We start from the raw sequence: 15,913 nt of genomic DNA, 5'->3' as shown, positions 1-15,913 counted from the left end.
TTTATTGGATACGGCGAACCAGGCGCAAGGTCTGCTGGGGCTGAGTCTATCATACAATGGTATAAGTCTTCATCTACTCTGCAGCGCAGGAGGAATGCCGGATGGATGAGAGGATTCAGTCACTTACCGTGTCTATCCAGGGAATTGTAACCGATATCATGGGGCCGCTGCGCCGGAAAAGCATTAATGAGCCGGCATTTGCCCGGTTATATGCAGCAATGGAAGAGGCGGAGCTGCTGATCCGGGAGGAGCAGCAGATTGACCGGCAGCTGGCGGCACAGCTGTTCCAGGTCTATTCACAGCTGGTAACCCAGTCGGGCTACGTGTATGACAAAAGTCTTTTTGTCCCCCATATCGGCAAAATGCAGGGGATGATCCGCAAAATATTCGGGAGCACCCTGCAAAATGTCTAAAGTTAACCGGTTGCCGGAAGCCCCTGTATTCCCTGTCCTGACAGAGAATACAGGGGCTTTTTCGTATGACAATAGATTTTTTTAAGCAGGTGTTTAGATTTGTCCATTGCCAAACCATGGCAATCTATCTTACAATACTATAATGATAATGAGAATCAATTTCAGAAGAATGGGTGAGATTCATGAATCAACAGGCAACTGCCAGCAAGGGGCAGATCCCTACTACGGATCACGTGAAGTTTCGTTCACGCCCGTGGGCGGCGACGCTGATCCTGATCGGCGGTCTGATTGCCTTGGTATTCGGTATTGCAGTTTCAGTATCGTTTGGAGCAGCGGATATCAAGCTGTCAGTGGTATGGACCGCTGTCTTTCATTTTAACCCGGATTTGACGGACCATCAGATTATCCGCGAGCTGCGGATGCCGCGGGTGCTCGGTGCAGCGATGGTTGGGGCAAGCTTTGCCGTTGCAGGCGCTATTATGCAGGGAATGACCCGTAATCCGCTTGCGGACTCGGGCCTTATGGGGATTAATTCCGGCGCCGGATTTGCGCTGGCGGTCTGTTTTGCCTTTTTTCCGCAGCTTCCGTTCATGTACCTGATTATGTATTCCTTTATAGGTGCAGGTATGGGGGCAGGCATTGTCTATGGAATCGGCTCCCTGTCCAGAGGCGGATTAACGCCTGCCAGGCTGGTGCTGGCCGGTGCAGCCTTCAGTGCGCTGCTCTCCGCGCTCAGCGAAGGGATTGCTTTATATTTTAACATTGGGCAAGATCTGGCCTTCTGGTATGCCGGAGGGGTAGCCGGAACGAAATGGTTCCAGCTCAAGATCATGTTTCCGTGGATCGGCGGAGCCATTATTGGAGCCATCATCCTGTCCAGATCCATCTCCATGTTAAGTCTCGGTGAGGATATCGCCAAAGGACTTGGACAGCGTACAGGGCTGGTCAAGCTGGCAGGGGCATTGATCGTGCTGATTTTGGCCGGAGCATCCGTATCAGTGGTCGGAGCTGTAGGCTTTATCGGCCTGATTATCCCCCATCTGACGCGCTATCTGGTGGGTGTCGATTATAAGTGGATTATTCCCTGCTCGGCAGTGCTCGGCAGCCTGCTTGCGATCTTTGCTGATCTGACGGCCAGAATGATTATCCCTAAGCATGAGACCCCATTTGGTGCGATTATCGCGCTGATCGGCGTGCCTTTCTTTCTGTATCTGGCCCGCAAGGAAAGAAGGGAGCTATGAGCATGCAGAGAACGACAACTGGTCTGTCCTATGAGTCTGCCAGACGCAGACGCGGACTGGGTATTCTGGCAGTGATTTTTATGCTGATCGTGATTGCTTTTATTATAAGTGTGAATACAGGATACATACGTTTAACCCCGCTGCAGCTGCTGAACACAATGCTGGGGAAAGGCACCGACAAGCAGGAGCTGATTCTGTTTGATTTCCGGCTGCCGCGGATCGTCATCTCGCTGCTGATCGGTGCCGGACTGGCTGTTTCCGGGGCCGTTATGCAGGGTGTCTTCCGCAATGATCTGGCTGACCCGGGCATCCTTGGCATCAATGCCGGTGCCGGGCTGATGGTCATGCTGATGGTTTCCTTTTATCCGACAACCAATGCGGCTCCGGTCTTTTTTCTTCCGGTCATTGCCTTTGTCGGGGCAGGGCTGACTGCAGCCCTGATCTATGTGCTGGCGTACAAACGGCATGAGGGCATCAAGCCGATTCGTCTGCTGCTGACCGGTGTTGCTGTGGCTGCCGGAATCAGCGCCGCCATGATTGTACTCACGCTGCGACTCGATCCCGACAAATACCAGTTCGTTGCGACCTGGCTGGCGGGCAGCATCTGGGGGACCAGCTGGAAGTTTGTCCTGTCTCTTCTGCCGTGGATTGTCATCCTGGTACCCTATGTCATCTATAAGGCACGGGTAATGAATGTGCTTAACCTGGGTGAGCAGACAGCGGTTGGCTTGGGGGCTAACGTCAACAAAGAGCAGTTCAAGCTGCTGGCAGCCGCTGTCGGCCTCGCTGCATCCAGTGTTGCGGTCAGCGGCGGGATCGGCTTTGTCGGCCTCGTCGGGCCGCATCTGGCCCGCCGCCTGGTCGGTCCCAAGCATCAGCTGATGCTGCCGGCCTCAGCATTGCTGGGCGCTCTGCTGGTGATTACGGCCGATACGATCGGCCGCTGGATCCTGCAGCCGTCGGAGATTCCGACCGGCATCGTCGTCGCCGTCATCGGCGCACCTTATTTTTTGTATCTGCTGGCACGTACGAAGTCATAGACAGCTTGGCCAACATCTAACCGGAGGGGATAACATGAGTGATCAGGAACTGGAATTATATGATGTGACGATAATCGGCGGGGGACCTGCCGGGATGTATACAGCTTTTTACAGCGGGATGAGAGATTTGAAGACAAAGCTGATCGAAGCCAAAGATGAGCTGGGCGGAAGAATGCTGATCTACCCCGAGAAAATGATCTGGGATGTGGGCGGCGTTACCCCGACCCTCTGCGGTGATCTGATCAAGCGGCTGGAAGAGCAGGCACGTACATTTGAACCGTCCATTGTACTCGGGCAGCAGATTGTTAACCAGGCACGCCAGGAGGATGGCACGTTCATTCTGACCTCGGCTACAGGGGAGCAGCACTGGACACGGACTGTTATTCTGGCCATCGGATACGGCATTCTGCAGATGGCCAAGCTGGAGATTGAAGGCGCTGACCGTTACGAAGTAACCAACCTGCATTATACCGTTCAGGAGCTGGAGCCGTTCCGCGGCAAGCATGTGCTGATCTCCGGGGGCGGCGACTCCGCAGTAGACTGGGCCAATGAGCTGGAGAAAATCGCAGCCAGCGTTACAATTGTGCACAGAAGAGATCAGTTCGGCGGACATGAGAAAAACATCTCCCGTATGAAGGCATCCTCGGTTAAGGTCCGGACACCGTATACGGTAAGCCAGCTGCATAGCAGCAACGGTGAAGCCATTGATCAGGTGACAATCACCCATGTCGATTCCGGCGAGAGCGAGCAGTTTGCGGTGGACGCGGTTATTGTGAATCACGGGCTCAAGAGCGATTTCGGCCCGCTGCGTGACTGGGGCATTGAGATGGGCGAATGGTGGGCCAAGGTTAGTCCCCGGCTTGAAACGAACCTGCCCGGTATTTTTGCCGCCGGAGATTTTGTTGATTATGACAGCAAGGTCCGCCTGATTGCCGGAACGTTTACGGATGCGGTGCTGGCACTGAACAGCGCCAAGCTGTTCATGGACCCGGATGCACCCAAATATGCTTATGTATCCTCACACAATGACCGGTTCAAGGAGAAGAACAAGGCGCTGGGCGTAAGTGATGATCACTAGAAGACAGCCTGTATTCCGGCTGTACTTCCCATTATAGATTTATAGTTACTTAAGGCTGCCGGCCTGTAGGATGTTCTACAGGCCGGCAGCCTTATTTTTGCTTACAATCCCGCTCATTCCATAAGCTGCATAAAAAAAGTTTCGCAGGCAAATAGTAAGAGGGGAGGTGCAGAGCATGACGAATAAGACAACAGAATCCAGACCGGGGGAAATCAACAACAGCAAGGAGCAGGGGCCGCCTATCTATTTGAAGCTTGAAGAGAACATTAAGCAAATCTGTGACAGGCTGGGGAACAGCCCGGATCTGATTGTGCGCACCTATGAAGCTCCGAATGAGGACAATCGCGCAGTGGTAATGTATATTAGCGGTCTTATTGATAAGAAGCTTGTAGAAGAATATATCACACATGCCTTGTCGTTTGACTCTTTACGGGAGAAAGAGTCAAGCGCTGAGGAAGTATTTGCTTATGCCAAGGAGAAAGCCCAGAATATCGGCAAAGAAAAGATAGTAGAGGACCAGAACAGTCTGCTGGAGGGGCTTCTGTCCGGGGATACGATGATCCTTTTTGACGGCCTCGAGAAGGGAATCAGCGTAAGCACAAGCGGCGGTGAAGGCAGGTCTGTTACAGAGGCAACGACACAGGTGAATATCCGCGGTCCCAAGGACAGCTTTACGGAATCGCTTGGGACGAATCTTTCACTAGTGCGCAAACGGATTAAAAATCCGAATCTCTGGGTTGAGACCCTGACCATAGGCGCTGTAACCAAAACAGATGTATCCATTATGCATATTCACGGCCTGGCGAAGGAAGAGACGCTGCAGCAGATCAGAAAGAAGCTGGCGGACATCCATGTGGATTCCATCCTGGAATCCGGCTACATTGAGCAGCTGATCGAAGAAAACAATTATTCGCCGTTTCCTACGCTCTATAATACTGAACGTCCGGATAGTGTGGCCGGGAATCTGCTGGAAGGGAGAATCGCCATTTTTGTGGACGGGACTCCCTTTGTGCTGATTCTTCCGGCTACCTTTTTTATGTTTTTTCATACAGTTGAAGACTATTACCAGCGTTATGATATTTCCTCGATTATCCGGATATTGCGGTTTATTTGTCTGCTGGTTTCCCTGTTCGGCCCGGCGATTTTTGTTGCTGCGCTTAATTTCCATCAGGAGATGATTCCAACGCCGCTGCTGATCAACTTTGCCTCCCAGCGTGAGGGGGTGCCGTTCCCGGTAGTTATTGAGGTTCTGCTGCTGGAGGTGACCTTTGAAATTATCCGCGAAGCCGGTATCCGCATGCCCTCGCAGATCGGCCAGACGGTCTCTATAATCGGCGGTCTTGTGCTGGGGCAGGCAGCCGTTCAGGCGGGTATCGTCTCGCCGGCGATGGTTATTGTCGTTTCACTGACGGGAATATCCAGCTTTGCGACGCCGGCCTTCAATATGGCCCTGTCCATCCGTATCCTCCGCTTCATTATTACTTTTGTCGCGGCTTATATCGGACTATACGGGATTGCCATCATTGGACTTATGCTCGTTGCCCATCTGTGCAGTCTGCGTTCGCTGGGTGTGCCGTACATGTCGCCTGTAGCTCCTTTTGCATCGGGTGATCAAAAGGATATCTTTATGCGGACACCGCTGCATTTCATGAAGACACGGCGCCGTCTGATCAGCAAGGACAGCAAGGTACCGGGAACTACCGCACAGCTCAGCCGGGACGGCCGCCATGAAAGCTAAGCTGGCGCTGCTGCTCGCAGCTGTTCTGGGCTGCTCCCTGGTGCTGAGCGGCTGCTGGAACAGCCGGGAGCTGAATGAGCTGGCGATCGTCAGCGGAATCGGATTGGATGCTCTCGACGGCAAGCCGGGCTACCGGGTAACCTTTCAGATCATTAATCCGTCCTCTTCCGCACAGACAACGGGATCTGCCAGCAATCAACCGCCGATCATCGTCGTCTCGGCAACAGACCGTACCATTTTTGGAGCACTCCGCAAAGCGTCGCGGCGGGCAACCCGGCAGCTCTTTTTTGCCCATACCCAGCTGGTGCTGATCGGAGAGTCCCTGGCGGAAAAAGGGATTACCAGCATCTTTGATATTTTTGAACGGTCCCATGAGCTGCGGCTTAACTCGGCGGTGCTGATCTCCAAGGGTACGGATGCTGCTTCGGTTCTCAAGCTTCTGACCACACTGGAGAGCATGCCGTCCATGGGACTCCTGAAAAAAATGCAGAACACCTCCAAAGTATGGGGGGAGAACCGAATCATTACGGTGTTTGAGGTGATTAACGGAATTACCGGGGAAAGCGATTTTACTATTAATGGTGTAGAGATTGTAGGCGATGCAGCAGAAGGGGAGAAAAAAAGCAGCCTGGAGCAGTCTGATCCCATGGTCGGTTCACTAATGAGCGGGCTAGGCGTCTTTAAGGAGGGCAGGCTGATCGGCTGGCTGAACGGTCCTGAGTCGAGGGGAACGCAATGGGTACTTGATAAACTGAATGAAACTAATGTGAACATCGATTCTCCGGACATGGAGGAAGATATCGCTGTAAATATTTTTTATTCCAAGACCCGTGTAAAGGTGGACCTCCAGGACGGCAAGCCGGTATTTCATGTCCATATCAGTGAAGAAGGGATTATCAATGAAACCGGGGGTTTCGTGGATTTGAGCAAGGAGGATGAACTTCAGGCGCTGGAAAAGGGTATCGCAGACAATACAGCGGCCGAGGTCCGGCAGGCGGTTAAGGCTGCACAGGACATGAAAACAGATATTTTTAACTTTGGCAATGAGCTGAAGCGAATCCATCCGCAGGCCTGGGAAACGGTAAAAGAGGACTGGAGTGCCGCCTTTGTCGAAGGGGAGCTGGATCTCAAGGTGGATGCCTACATCCGCAGTACGGGAATGCGGCTCAAGCCGTACATTCCTGCCAAAAAATAAAGCCTGGTGAGGAACGGGGGCGTAGTATGCGAAAGGAAGTCATTGGACCGTTTCAATTGTTTGCGATGATCGTTCTGTTCGAGCTGGGAACGGCGGTGGTTGTACCCATCGGCCTGGAGAGCGGGCATGCGGTATGGATCTCCATCCTGCTGGCGCTGCCCGGCGGCATCCTGCTGTATCTAGTGTACGCCTACCTGTACCGCCAGTTCCCGGATCTTATAATCAGCGGGTATACGCGAAAAATTCTCGGCAAATGGATTGGCTGGCCGCTCAGCCTGCTGTACCTGCCGGTCCTGACCTACAACGGCTCGCGGAACCTGCGCGAGGCTGGTGATCTGCTGATCTCCTCGTCGTATGACCGGACACCGATTTTTATAATCAACTCCATTATGGTTATTGCTGTTATGTATATCCTGTATCAGGGAATCGAGGTGTTCTCAAGAACATCAGAAATTTATTTCTGGGTGATTGTCCTCATGGGGCTGATTGCGAACTTCGTGGTAATTATAGCCGGCCTGGTACAGTTCAAAAATCTGTTTCCGATTCATCCCGGGGAGTGGGTGGAGGCGCTGAAATCAGCGTATCCCAATATTTGGATTTTTCCGTATGGGGAACTGGTTTGCTTTACAGCGATTCTGCCGCATTTCAATTCGAAGCACAAGATCGGAAGGACCGGGGTTGGGGCGATGGCTCTGAGCGCCTTTCTGCTGAGCTTTACCCATGCGGTGGAAATGTCAGTGCTGGGCGAGGATATTTACAGCCGGACCACCTTTCCGATGTTTACTACGATTACGCTGGTCAATGTGGCTAATTTTCTGCAGCGGCTAGACGCACTGGTTATTTTGACGCTGATTATCGGGGTATTTTTCAAAATGTCCATTTACTGCTATGCGGCTGTCTGCATTGCGGCTGATTTATTCCATGTCAAGGAGCCCCGGAGGCTTGTTATTCCAGTGGGATCAGTGGTACTGTACAGCTCATTTGTCAGTGCAGAGAATTTCCCGCTGCATATGAATGACGGTAAAGTATTTCTGGAGAACATCCTGCCTATTCTGTGCGCGGTGATTCCGGTTCTGTTATTTATTGTGCATCGTATCCGGCGGCGGTTCGGCTGGTACAAGTAGACTTATTTACGTGTGGGCTTACGGGGTCTGAACATATCTGCTGCAGCAACAAGAACCGGCAGGGCAGCAAAAACAATCATACAGAAGGCTTCCTGCAGTGTTGTGGTAGCAAATACAGTGACGAGAGAGTGCAGGGAACGGGCCATGGGGGTTCCGCCAATCATATCAACGCCAACAATCATCCCCATCGTCAAAAGGGCGAGTACCAGATAAATTCCGATGATTTTCATGACTAACAATCCTCCTCCTGTTGCCGAAGCGGCAGACAAAGGTATTATCCCCATTTGCCGGAAAAGGTAGTCGCCTTACCTTCAGATAAGTAATAAGGGGGATAAAACAGACGCCTTCTCAAAAAAAACACGGCCAACAAGCCTGTGAAGACCTGTTAGCCGTGTACTGTTATTGTGCTGAAGTGAGCCAGTCAGCCAGCTCTTCTGTCTGGGAGAGGACGGCAATCGGATCATAATACCAGGAGCGTTCTTCCTTCCATACGTAAAGATGACCGTTCTTAACGGCAGGCAGACTGCCCCAGACCGGGTCCTTTTTAAAATCATCCGCAGTCAGAGTGTTGTCCGTTATGATAAGGTAATCCCCGGCATAGCTGTTCAGCATCTCTGTAGAAATTTCAGCCCATTGCTTCTCCATAATCTCATCCGCTATTGCTGCCGGTGGTTTGCGTCCAAGCGCCTGATAGACTGGCTGTCCGCCGCGTCCAAAGTTGTCGCCGTAAGCCCAGGTGGATTTGTCGGCATGCTCCAGAATGCTGAAGGAGGCATCCGCGGGAATAGCTGCGTCCACTTTGGCTTTGGCTGCGGCAATACGTGCATCATAATCGGCCAGCCAGTCTTTGGCTTCCTGTTCCTTCCCCAGCAGCTCCCCGAAATAAGTCAGCTCCTCATGGGCATTTTTTAGGTCACCGTAAGGAACAATGACTGTCGGCGCAATCTGGCTCAGCGTTTCATAGCTATCGGCCATGCCTGAGATAATCAGGTCAGGCTCCAGTGCGATAATATTCTCCGGAGACATCTTCCCGTAGGTTCCGGTATCCGTCACTCCGGCAAGCGCTTCTTTAAAGTAGACATTTTCCAGGGTCAGGCCCGGGGCACCGACCGGGATCGTTCCCAGGGCAATCAGACTGCCGAGGTATTCTTCCGCAACGATGCGTTTTGGTTCCGCCGGAATTTCGATTTCACCGTTGATGGTCGTAACTGTTTTGAAGGCGTCAGGTGCAGTGGTGGCTGCCGGCTGCGGGGATGCAGTGGCTGTGGCGTTGTCCCCTGTATTGGCCGTTCCCTTATTAGTGTTGCCGGTGCTATTTCCGCAGGCGGATGCCACAAGGGCCAGGATCACCAGCAGAGGAAAGAGGATCCGGTATTTTCGTGCTTTTCGTTGTGTACTGCCGTGCTGCCGGTTAATCAAAGTTATTGCCCCCTTATTTATATTGATTATCATTCTCATTTACACTTTACAGATAACTGCCTGTGAAGACTATGGCCGGATGTGATCATGTCCCATGTAAATTTGTGATCTTATAGATTGCATTAGTGTATTCAGCTGTGCCAGCGAAGACAGGGGGTCAAAGCCATAGAACATTTCCGTCTGGTCTACAAGATATACCCGGTTGTTACGGACTGCAGCAAGCGTCTGCCAGCGCGGAGAAAGCAGCATGTTGCTGAATCGCTCGTGTCCGGCGGGCGTAGAAGGGCCGCTGGTAATGAAGATATGATCTGCATTATAATCCGGCAAGTGTTCAATGGCAGTCTCAAGATACCCCTGGCCGAGTAAGCCTTGCTTAAGTAAGGCAGCAGGCGGGCTAAACCCGAGATCACCGTAAAGAATCTGGGAACCGTGCCCATAGCTGCTGCTGTAACAGTAGGCTGCTGCTCCGCCGACCTCCCAGGCAACGGCTGTCCCGCGCGGGCCGATCAGCCGGTCCAGCTCCCGGTTATAGCGGCAGCACAGCTCATCATACCGGCTGAGCCATTCTTCAGCCCGGAGCTTGCGGCCGGTGATATCCGCAATGGCTATGAACTGTTCCCGCCAGCCCATCTGCATATAGGACAGCTCAATAACCGGAGCGACCGGCAGAAGCTGCTCACGTCCTCCCGGGAGCGTATAGCTGATTATGACATCCGGCTTCACAGCGGCTACCGAACGGTACAGATCAGTTCCATTAGTACCCTCTGCCCGTAGTCCTGGGTAGGCGGGCACGAGTTCAAGCTGTTTCATCCAGCCCGAATAAACACCCAGCTCAGGCACAATTTCCAGCGCTCTAAGACTGGCGGTATGGTTGAAATTCAGCGAGGCAATTCTTTTGGCTTTGCGGTGATAGACCGCCGGTGAAACACCCACCACCTGTTTGAATTTACGGCTGAGATAAGTGCCTTCGCTGTAGCCTACTTCAAGTGCCAGCGTGCTGAGGCTCTGTGTTTCAGTCAGCAGGCGCTGCTGAACCCGGCGGATCCGCTGCAGGGTCAGATATTCACTGAAGGAGCGTCCGGTAGCCTTGCGGAAGGTCCGCGAGAAATGCTCCGGACTGACCTGCACCAGCTCGGCCAGCTGTGCTCTGGTCAGGTCTTCATTGTAATGCTCGTCTATGTATTGCAGAATACGGTCAAGCCAGTGCTCCTGCGGATGAATAATCTGAGTATACAGCTTGTAGAGTCCGGCCAGCAGCTCAGTGAACAGCAGCTGTACAGCAAACGGGTTATCCTCTGACGGTTCATTCCATTTCTGCAGCAGCCGGCAGGCCAGGCTGCAGATTGCTGCGGGGGCTGAACTGTGCAGCCTGCCGTTATTTAGCGGGCTGGCATCTGCATCTCCCGGCCGGGTGACAGAGGTATATTCTATCCACACACCCTGAAGACTGAACTGGGCATTCAGGGAGAGCGGCAGGCTGCTGCTGCAGCACAGCATGCTGCCGGCGGTGAGGACATGCTGATTGCCATCTATCTCTATGCTGCCGCTGCCTCCGGATACGATCATCAGAATAGAGCAAGGAGCCGGAGCACCGGGGCCGCAGATTGCCGATAGTCCGGACAGATTAACGATCCGGCCGGGGAGCTGGAAGCTTGCTGAAAGCGGGAACGGGGTGCCGGAATAAGGAGCAGTCATATTAAAATTCCCTCTTTTCATATGATAACAATTCTCAATTAGAGTATAGCAAGTTTTTTGGCTATTGACGATCCTCCGGGAGATACGTAGTGTTTAGGTTAATCTGTGATCAGGGTATAATTGAGTAAAAGGAGGGGGACTGCCTGTGACGACCTGGAACCTGCAAGGAACGGTAAACCACCTGCTGATCTGCAATGGAAGCAGCTGCAGAAAGAACAAGGGTGAGGAAATAGCCGAAGCAATCGAAGACGAAATTGAGAAGCAGGGAGCCGGAAGCCTTATTCATACGACTGTTACCCGCTGTAACGGAAGATGCTCCGATGCCTGTGTGGTAATCTCTTATCCTGAGGGTATATGGTACCGGGAGATGACCCCTAAATCCGGTAAAGCGCTGGTACGCAGGCTGCTTGAGGGCGAGCGACTGGAGGATAACATCTTATACACGTATGACGGCCAGCTTACCGCAGCTTCTGCCAAGGGCACCAAGGGGAAGAAGAAGAAGTGATTGATTCAGGCTTTTTTCGGATACATAAGGTTAACATGGGTTATTTGACTTGCAGGGCCTGCGTTGACTATGCTTATTGCAAGTGCATTTTATCACACTATTAGATGAAGACTTGTTGCAGGGGGGAGCATTAGCGATGGAGAGGCTGCAGGTATGGCCTGAACGGTTTAGAAGATTTTTTCTGAATAACAGATTTGTTGTATCTTTACTGGTTGTTCTGCTGATTGGCATTAACATTCTGGTATTTTCCAAGGTTCCGTTTATATTCAAGCCGGTATCGGCGCTGCTGCATACGGTGGCTGCACCGCTGCTGCTGTCGGGAATTGCCTATTACCTGCTGAATCCGCTCGTAGACCGGATGGAGTCAAAAAGCCGGATTAAGCGGGCTTACGGTATTGTCATCCTGTATCTGGGTATTGCAGGTATTGTCACGCTCATCCTGCTGACTGTAATTCCGATTATCCGCACACAGCTCGTGGGTTTGATCGATAATTTCCCCAAATACAGTGACCAGATTCAGGAGGAATTTATTAATCTGACCGGAAGTGAGCTGTTCGGACGGATTCAGGAGAATGTCGGTGTAGGCACAAGCCTTGACTTGGGAGATTTGACGAACAGGGCGACCACATGGGCCACCTCTTTTTTAAATAATGCGGTTAGCGGTGTCGGCAACTTTGTCGGTGCGCTGACGGAGGTTGTACTGGCCGTGGTCACTACTCCGTTCATCCTGTTCTATCTGCTCCGGGACGGCAAACGTCTGCCTGACTATCTGATGCGCTTTATCCCAAACGCCCTTCAGCCGCAGACCCGTCTGGTCATGAAGGAAATGAACAGCCAGGTGGCTTCTTACATCCGCGGGCAGATTATTGTCAGCTGCTGTATTGGCGCACTGCTGTACATAGGTTATCTGATTATCGGCCTTGAGTATTCACTGGTGCTTGCCATTGTTGCGGCGTGTACGGCAGTTGTCCCTTATCTGGGCCCGGCAATTGCGATTACTCCGGCCCTGATTGTGGCCCTGGTCACCTCCCCGTTCATGCTGCTTAAGATGATCTTTGTCTGGACGGCTGTCCAGCTTATTGAAGGTAAATTTATCTCACCGCAGATCATGGGCAAATCACTGAAGATTCATCCGATTACGATCATTTTTGTTATTATATTTGCCGGTAAAATGTTCGGCGTGCTTGGTATCATTCTGGCTGTTCCGGGGTATGCCGTGCTTAAAGTTGTCGTTACGCATATTTTTCAATGGTTCCGGTTCCGTTCCGGGCTATACAGGGTTGAAGCTGCAAAAGAAGTTGAGCAGGAACAGCCTGCCGAGGAATAGCATGAGAGGATGATTGTAAAATGACTAGACCCGTTGCTGATACGGTATACGGAAAAGTAAAGGGAGCGCATAGCGGCGGAGTGAATGTCTGGCGCGGCATTCCGTTTGCGGCACCGCCTGTCGGGGAGCTGCGCTTCCGTGCTCCCCGGCCGCCGGAGCCCTGGCATACCGTAAGGGAATCCGTAGCATTCGGCCCGGCAGCGCATCAGCCGCCAAGCTCAAGCAGCATCCGGTTCGGCGGGACACAGCCGGTCTTCTCAGAGGATTGCCTGTATCTGAATGTCTGGTCACCGGCCGGAGAGCAGAAGGCGCTGCCGGTTATGGTCTGGATTCACGGCGGCACCTTCTTAACGGGAGCGGGCAGCCAGCCGATGTTCGACGGGGCAAGGATGGCGGAAGCCGGTAAGGTGATTGTCGTAACTGTCAATTACCGGCTAGGGCCGTTCGGTTTCCTGCATCTGTCACCGTTCGGAGAGTATGAATCAAATCTCGGCCTGCTGGACCAGATTGCTGCGCTGCAGTGGGTGCAGGATAATATCGCCGGCTTCGGAGGCGATCCGGCAAGGGTAACCGTGTTCGGTGAATCTGCCGGCAGCATGAGTATTGCCGCCCTGCTGGCGATGCCTGCGGCCAAAGGATTATTCTCCGGGGCCATTATGCAGAGCGGTGCGGCGCAGACAATGAAGCCGGAGACAGGTGCGCAGATTGCTGCTGCCTTCCTTGCCGAGCTTGGCGGTGAACCCGCTTCTCTGCAGGCTGAACCGGCAGAGGAGATTCTGGCAGCTGCGGCCCGGATGGCTTATAAGGTGGCTGGCAATTCGCTCAGCCTGCTGTTTCAGCCGCAGATTGACCCGGCAACCCTGCCGCTGGAGCCGGCGGAGGCTGTAGCCGGGGGCACAGCCACCGGAATCCCGCTGATGATTGGTACGAATCTGCACGAAGGCCATCTGTTCTTCCGGGGCGACCGGGAAAGTGCAGGCTTTGACCAGTCGCTGAAGGCGCTTGAGCTGATGCTCGGTGTGGAGAATCTGGCAGAGCTGGCCAGCCATTACCCGCACAACTGGGAAGGGCAGGCGGACATGATGACTGACCTGTACTTCTGGGACAGCTCCATCGCCTTTGCTGAGCGGCAGCTGGAGCACGCGCCGGTCTGGATGTACCGGTTCGACTGGACGATTCCCGGCCATCCGCTGCTGGATAAAGCGGTGCACGGTGCAGAGATCTATTATGTATTTAATACAATAGACCTGCTGCATCAATACGGGGTATCTGTCAGCCCTGAGCTTACAGCGCTGGCGGAGCGGATGCAGGGGGCCTGGACCGCATTTGCGCACCGGGGCAGCCCGGAGGCAGCCGGCCTGAACTGGCCGTTATATGTGCCGGGTGAGCGTGCCACAATGATCTTCGGTCCGAGCATTCATGTGCAGACCGACCCGGACCGGGAGAAGCGCAGACGGCTGCTGTCGGCACAGCAGGGCAGCTGAGCCCTAAAAAACACAAAAGAGTGCTCCCCGGATACAGCGCGGGAGCACTCTTTTTAATACACACTTTCTCAGTTAACCGGCACATAGCCGGTCTTAGCTACCAGCTCCTGCCCCTCCGGGGAGATGATCCAGTCGAGGAATTCCTGCTGCTTAGGAGAAGGTGTTCCTGTTGTTACGGCATAAAAGTTAACTGTGTACGGATAAGCACCGCTGCTGATGTTCTCTCTGTTCGGCTCAATCCCGTCGATCGCAAGCAGCTTAAGCTCGTCGCTGCTGTTCATCTGGGAGGCATAGTAGAGGAAACTGAAGCCGATGGCGCTTTTGTAGTTACGGTAGTTGGAGGTCCGGGAGATAATGCCGCTCATCAGGTCCATCACATCCTCAGACGGGGGCTGCATCAGGGTGCGGTCCTGCATGATTTTTTGCAGCATGGACTGGCTGCCGCTGCCCTCATCACGCTGGAAGGCCCGGATCCGGTCGTTCCGTCCGCCGGCTTCCTTCCAATTGGTCAGCTCACCGGAATAAATGTCCAGAATCTGCTCTGTCGTCAGGCTGTCTACCGGATTGCGCTTGTTAACAAAAAAAACAAAGGCTTCACGGCCAATCGGTGTCAGCACCAGCTCGCGCCCGGCCAGCTTTGCATCTTTTTCCTGGGCGAATGAAGGGGCGGCGGTAAAGATGATATCCGTCTCTCCGGAGATCAGCCGCTTATAGGCATACGAGGTTGAGGAGCACACTACCGGATTGCCGTCAAAATCATACGGATCATACTTATCCTCAGGATATACAGCCTGCACAAAGGCAGAGTAGAGCGGATAAAGCGCTGTGGCCCCGTCAAGACGCGGCGGTACCGTGTCCGTGATCTGATAGGATGCCGGCGCGTCCAGCACCGCAACCTTGGATTCAGCATGGAACGGCTGATACTGCTCAAGAGAAACCTCCTGCTCGCGTACTTCGGCCAGACTGTTCACATAGGCTTTATTGATCTCATATCCGCCGGTGGCCAGCAGACACAGTCCCAGGAATGAAGCAAAGGCAATACCCCGGGTGCGCGGCTCAAACCAGTCGAAGATGGCAGCGACAATGTAGGCACCGAGCATGGCAGCGACAACGGCAGAGAGCGGAGCGTAGAACCTGAAACCGCCCAGCAGGGCGATCAAAAAGTACCCGATAAAGGCTACCAGGGCGAGTGGAACTACGGCTGCAACGGAAAATAGCAGGTTTAACCAGACAGATCTTTTCACAGCTACCTCTTTCTTAATGATAAAGTATGGAAAAAAAAGATGATTTTATTATACCTTAATAATTCAGTATTTTCTTCCAAATATCCTGACCTGTTGACTAAGCTCTGTAATACGAAAATGAAATAAAGCAAAATATTTTCATAAAAGACTGGACGAAATGACATAATGGAGGTATTCTGAGATTGTGAAAAATATAACGGAATACAAGATTCTCGGGGTAAGGTGAAATTCCTGACCGGCGGTGATGTTCAAAGCGAACTAAGCCCGCGACTCAAGCTCCGCTGTTAAGGCGGAATTGACTGATCTGGTGACAATCCAGAGCCGACGGTAAAGTCCGGATGGGAGAGGATCAAAGAATAAGGACACGGGATTATTCCTGCTGCCTTTTATTCGAAATGCCCCCGATAATA

At 52.9% G+C, this 15,913-nt stretch carries 14 protein-coding genes and 1 riboswitch; of the genes, 10 read left to right on the top strand and 4 right to left on the bottom strand.

Features of this window, described 5'->3' with window-relative positions:
* Nucleotides 1-101 precede the first annotated feature (101 nt).
* The 7 genes from R70331_RS20105 (at nucleotide 102) to R70331_RS20075 (ending at nucleotide 7,829) form a co-directional block, all read left to right on the top strand.
* A complete protein-coding gene (locus R70331_RS20105) occupies nucleotides 102-413 on the top strand; it encodes a hypothetical protein (RefSeq protein ID WP_042178404.1) in 312 nt (103 codons plus the stop codon).
* A 182-nt stretch (nucleotides 414-595) separates the two neighbouring features.
* Nucleotides 596-1,654 (top strand): FecCD family ABC transporter permease, encoded by a 1,059-nt coding sequence (locus R70331_RS20100; RefSeq protein ID WP_042178402.1) that lies wholly within the window; start codon nucleotides 596-598, stop codon nucleotides 1,652-1,654.
* 2 nt (nucleotides 1,655-1,656) lie between these two features.
* The gene (locus tag R70331_RS20095) at nucleotides 1,657-2,694 is read left to right on the top strand and encodes a FecCD family ABC transporter permease (RefSeq protein ID WP_042178400.1); all 1,038 of its coding nucleotides are present in this window, start codon (nucleotides 1,657-1,659) and stop codon (nucleotides 2,692-2,694) included.
* 34 nt (nucleotides 2,695-2,728) lie between these two features.
* Nucleotides 2,729-3,772, top strand: coding sequence for an NAD(P)/FAD-dependent oxidoreductase (locus R70331_RS20090; protein ID WP_042178398.1), 1,044 nt, complete (start codon nucleotides 2,729-2,731; stop codon nucleotides 3,770-3,772).
* Between the two features lie 175 nt (nucleotides 3,773-3,947).
* Entirely contained in the window at nucleotides 3,948-5,510 is a 1,563-nt protein-coding gene (locus tag R70331_RS20085; protein WP_042178396.1) for a spore germination protein, read from the top strand.
* Complete coding sequence (locus tag R70331_RS20080) at nucleotides 5,500-6,705, top strand: Ger(x)C family spore germination protein (protein ID WP_042178394.1); 1,206 nt, start codon at nucleotides 5,500-5,502, stop codon at nucleotides 6,703-6,705. Before R70331_RS20085 ends, R70331_RS20080 begins: the two co-directional genes overlap by 11 nt.
* Before the next feature lie 26 nt (nucleotides 6,706-6,731).
* Entirely contained in the window at nucleotides 6,732-7,829 is a 1,098-nt protein-coding gene (locus R70331_RS20075) for a GerAB/ArcD/ProY family transporter (RefSeq protein ID WP_042178392.1), read from the top strand.
* Between the two features lie 2 nt (nucleotides 7,830-7,831).
* On the opposite strand, the gene R70331_RS20070 is transcribed toward R70331_RS20075, so the two are convergent.
* The 3 genes from R70331_RS20070 to R70331_RS20060 form a co-directional block, all read right to left on the bottom strand.
* A complete protein-coding gene (locus tag R70331_RS20070; protein ID WP_042178389.1) occupies nucleotides 7,832-8,059 on the bottom strand; it encodes a YczF family membrane protein in 228 nt (75 codons plus the stop codon).
* A 169-nt stretch (nucleotides 8,060-8,228) separates the two neighbouring features.
* Nucleotides 8,229-9,248 carry an ABC transporter substrate-binding protein gene (locus tag R70331_RS20065; RefSeq protein ID WP_231576322.1) on the bottom strand — a complete coding sequence of 340 codons (1,020 nt, stop codon included), beginning with the start codon at nucleotides 9,246-9,248 and terminating at the stop codon, nucleotides 8,229-8,231.
* A 69-nt stretch (nucleotides 9,249-9,317) separates the two neighbouring features.
* Entirely contained in the window at nucleotides 9,318-10,943 is a 1,626-nt protein-coding gene (locus R70331_RS20060) for a helix-turn-helix domain-containing protein (RefSeq protein ID WP_042178385.1), read from the bottom strand.
* A 145-nt stretch (nucleotides 10,944-11,088) separates the two neighbouring features.
* Here R70331_RS20060 and R70331_RS20055 point away from each other — a divergent pair, with 145 nt between their 5' ends.
* The 3 genes from R70331_RS20055 to R70331_RS20045 all read left to right on the top strand — a co-directional run bounded on the left by R70331_RS20055 (nucleotide 11,089) and on the right by R70331_RS20045 (nucleotide 14,259).
* Nucleotides 11,089-11,448 carry a (2Fe-2S) ferredoxin domain-containing protein gene (locus R70331_RS20055; protein WP_042178383.1) on the top strand — a complete coding sequence of 120 codons (360 nt, stop codon included), beginning with the start codon at nucleotides 11,089-11,091 and terminating at the stop codon, nucleotides 11,446-11,448.
* Between the two features lie 136 nt (nucleotides 11,449-11,584).
* The gene (locus tag R70331_RS20050; RefSeq protein ID WP_042178381.1) at nucleotides 11,585-12,775 is read left to right on the top strand and encodes an AI-2E family transporter; all 1,191 of its coding nucleotides are present in this window, start codon (nucleotides 11,585-11,587) and stop codon (nucleotides 12,773-12,775) included.
* Nucleotides 12,776-12,795: 20 nt separating this feature from the next.
* Nucleotides 12,796-14,259, top strand: a complete 1,464-nt coding sequence (locus tag R70331_RS20045; protein WP_042178378.1) for a carboxylesterase/lipase family protein — start codon at nucleotides 12,796-12,798, stop codon at nucleotides 14,257-14,259.
* A 68-nt stretch (nucleotides 14,260-14,327) separates the two neighbouring features.
* On the opposite strand, the gene R70331_RS20040 is transcribed toward R70331_RS20045, so the two are convergent.
* Nucleotides 14,328-15,503: a substrate-binding domain-containing protein gene (locus R70331_RS20040; protein ID WP_052419132.1), complete on the bottom strand. Its 1,176-nt coding sequence runs from the start codon at nucleotides 15,501-15,503 to the stop codon at nucleotides 14,328-14,330.
* A 204-nt stretch (nucleotides 15,504-15,707) separates the two neighbouring features.
* Nucleotides 15,708-15,857, top strand: a riboswitch (FMN riboswitch).
* Nucleotides 15,858-15,913 lie beyond the last annotated feature (56 nt).

Source organism: Paenibacillus sp. FSL R7-0331, assembly GCF_000758645.1.
Lineage (GTDB): Bacteria > Bacillota > Bacilli > Paenibacillales > Paenibacillaceae > Paenibacillus_AQ > Paenibacillus_AQ camerounensis.
Note: the sequence above shows the minus strand (reverse complement) of the source record. Positions and strands in the feature narration are given on the sequence as shown.

Bases quoted from the DNA above. Each gene is read 5' to 3' on its own strand.
- R70331_RS20045 (WP_042178378.1), top strand. From the start codon at position 12,796: ATGACTAGACCCGTTGCTGATACGGTATACGGAAAAGTAAAGGGAGCG.
- R70331_RS20100 (WP_042178402.1), top strand. From the start codon at position 596: ATGAATCAACAGGCAACTGCCAGCAAGGGGCAGATCCCTACTACGGAT.
- R70331_RS20085 (WP_042178396.1), top strand. From the start codon at position 3,948: ATGACGAATAAGACAACAGAATCCAGACCGGGGGAAATCAACAACAGC.
- R70331_RS20105 (WP_042178404.1), top strand. From the start codon at position 102: ATGGATGAGAGGATTCAGTCACTTACCGTGTCTATCCAGGGAATTGTA.
- R70331_RS20095 (WP_042178400.1), top strand. From the start codon at position 1,657: ATGCAGAGAACGACAACTGGTCTGTCCTATGAGTCTGCCAGACGCAGA.
- R70331_RS20075 (WP_042178392.1), top strand. From the start codon at position 6,732: ATGCGAAAGGAAGTCATTGGACCGTTTCAATTGTTTGCGATGATCGTT.
- R70331_RS20090 (WP_042178398.1), top strand. From the start codon at position 2,729: ATGAGTGATCAGGAACTGGAATTATATGATGTGACGATAATCGGCGGG.
- R70331_RS20060 (WP_042178385.1), bottom strand. From the start codon at position 10,943: ATGACTGCTCCTTATTCCGGCACCCCGTTCCCGCTTTCAGCAAGCTTC.
- R70331_RS20070 (WP_042178389.1), bottom strand. From the start codon at position 8,059: ATGAAAATCATCGGAATTTATCTGGTACTCGCCCTTTTGACGATGGGG.
- R70331_RS20050 (WP_042178381.1), top strand. From the start codon at position 11,585: ATGGAGAGGCTGCAGGTATGGCCTGAACGGTTTAGAAGATTTTTTCTG.
- R70331_RS20080 (WP_042178394.1), top strand. From the start codon at position 5,500: ATGAAAGCTAAGCTGGCGCTGCTGCTCGCAGCTGTTCTGGGCTGCTCC.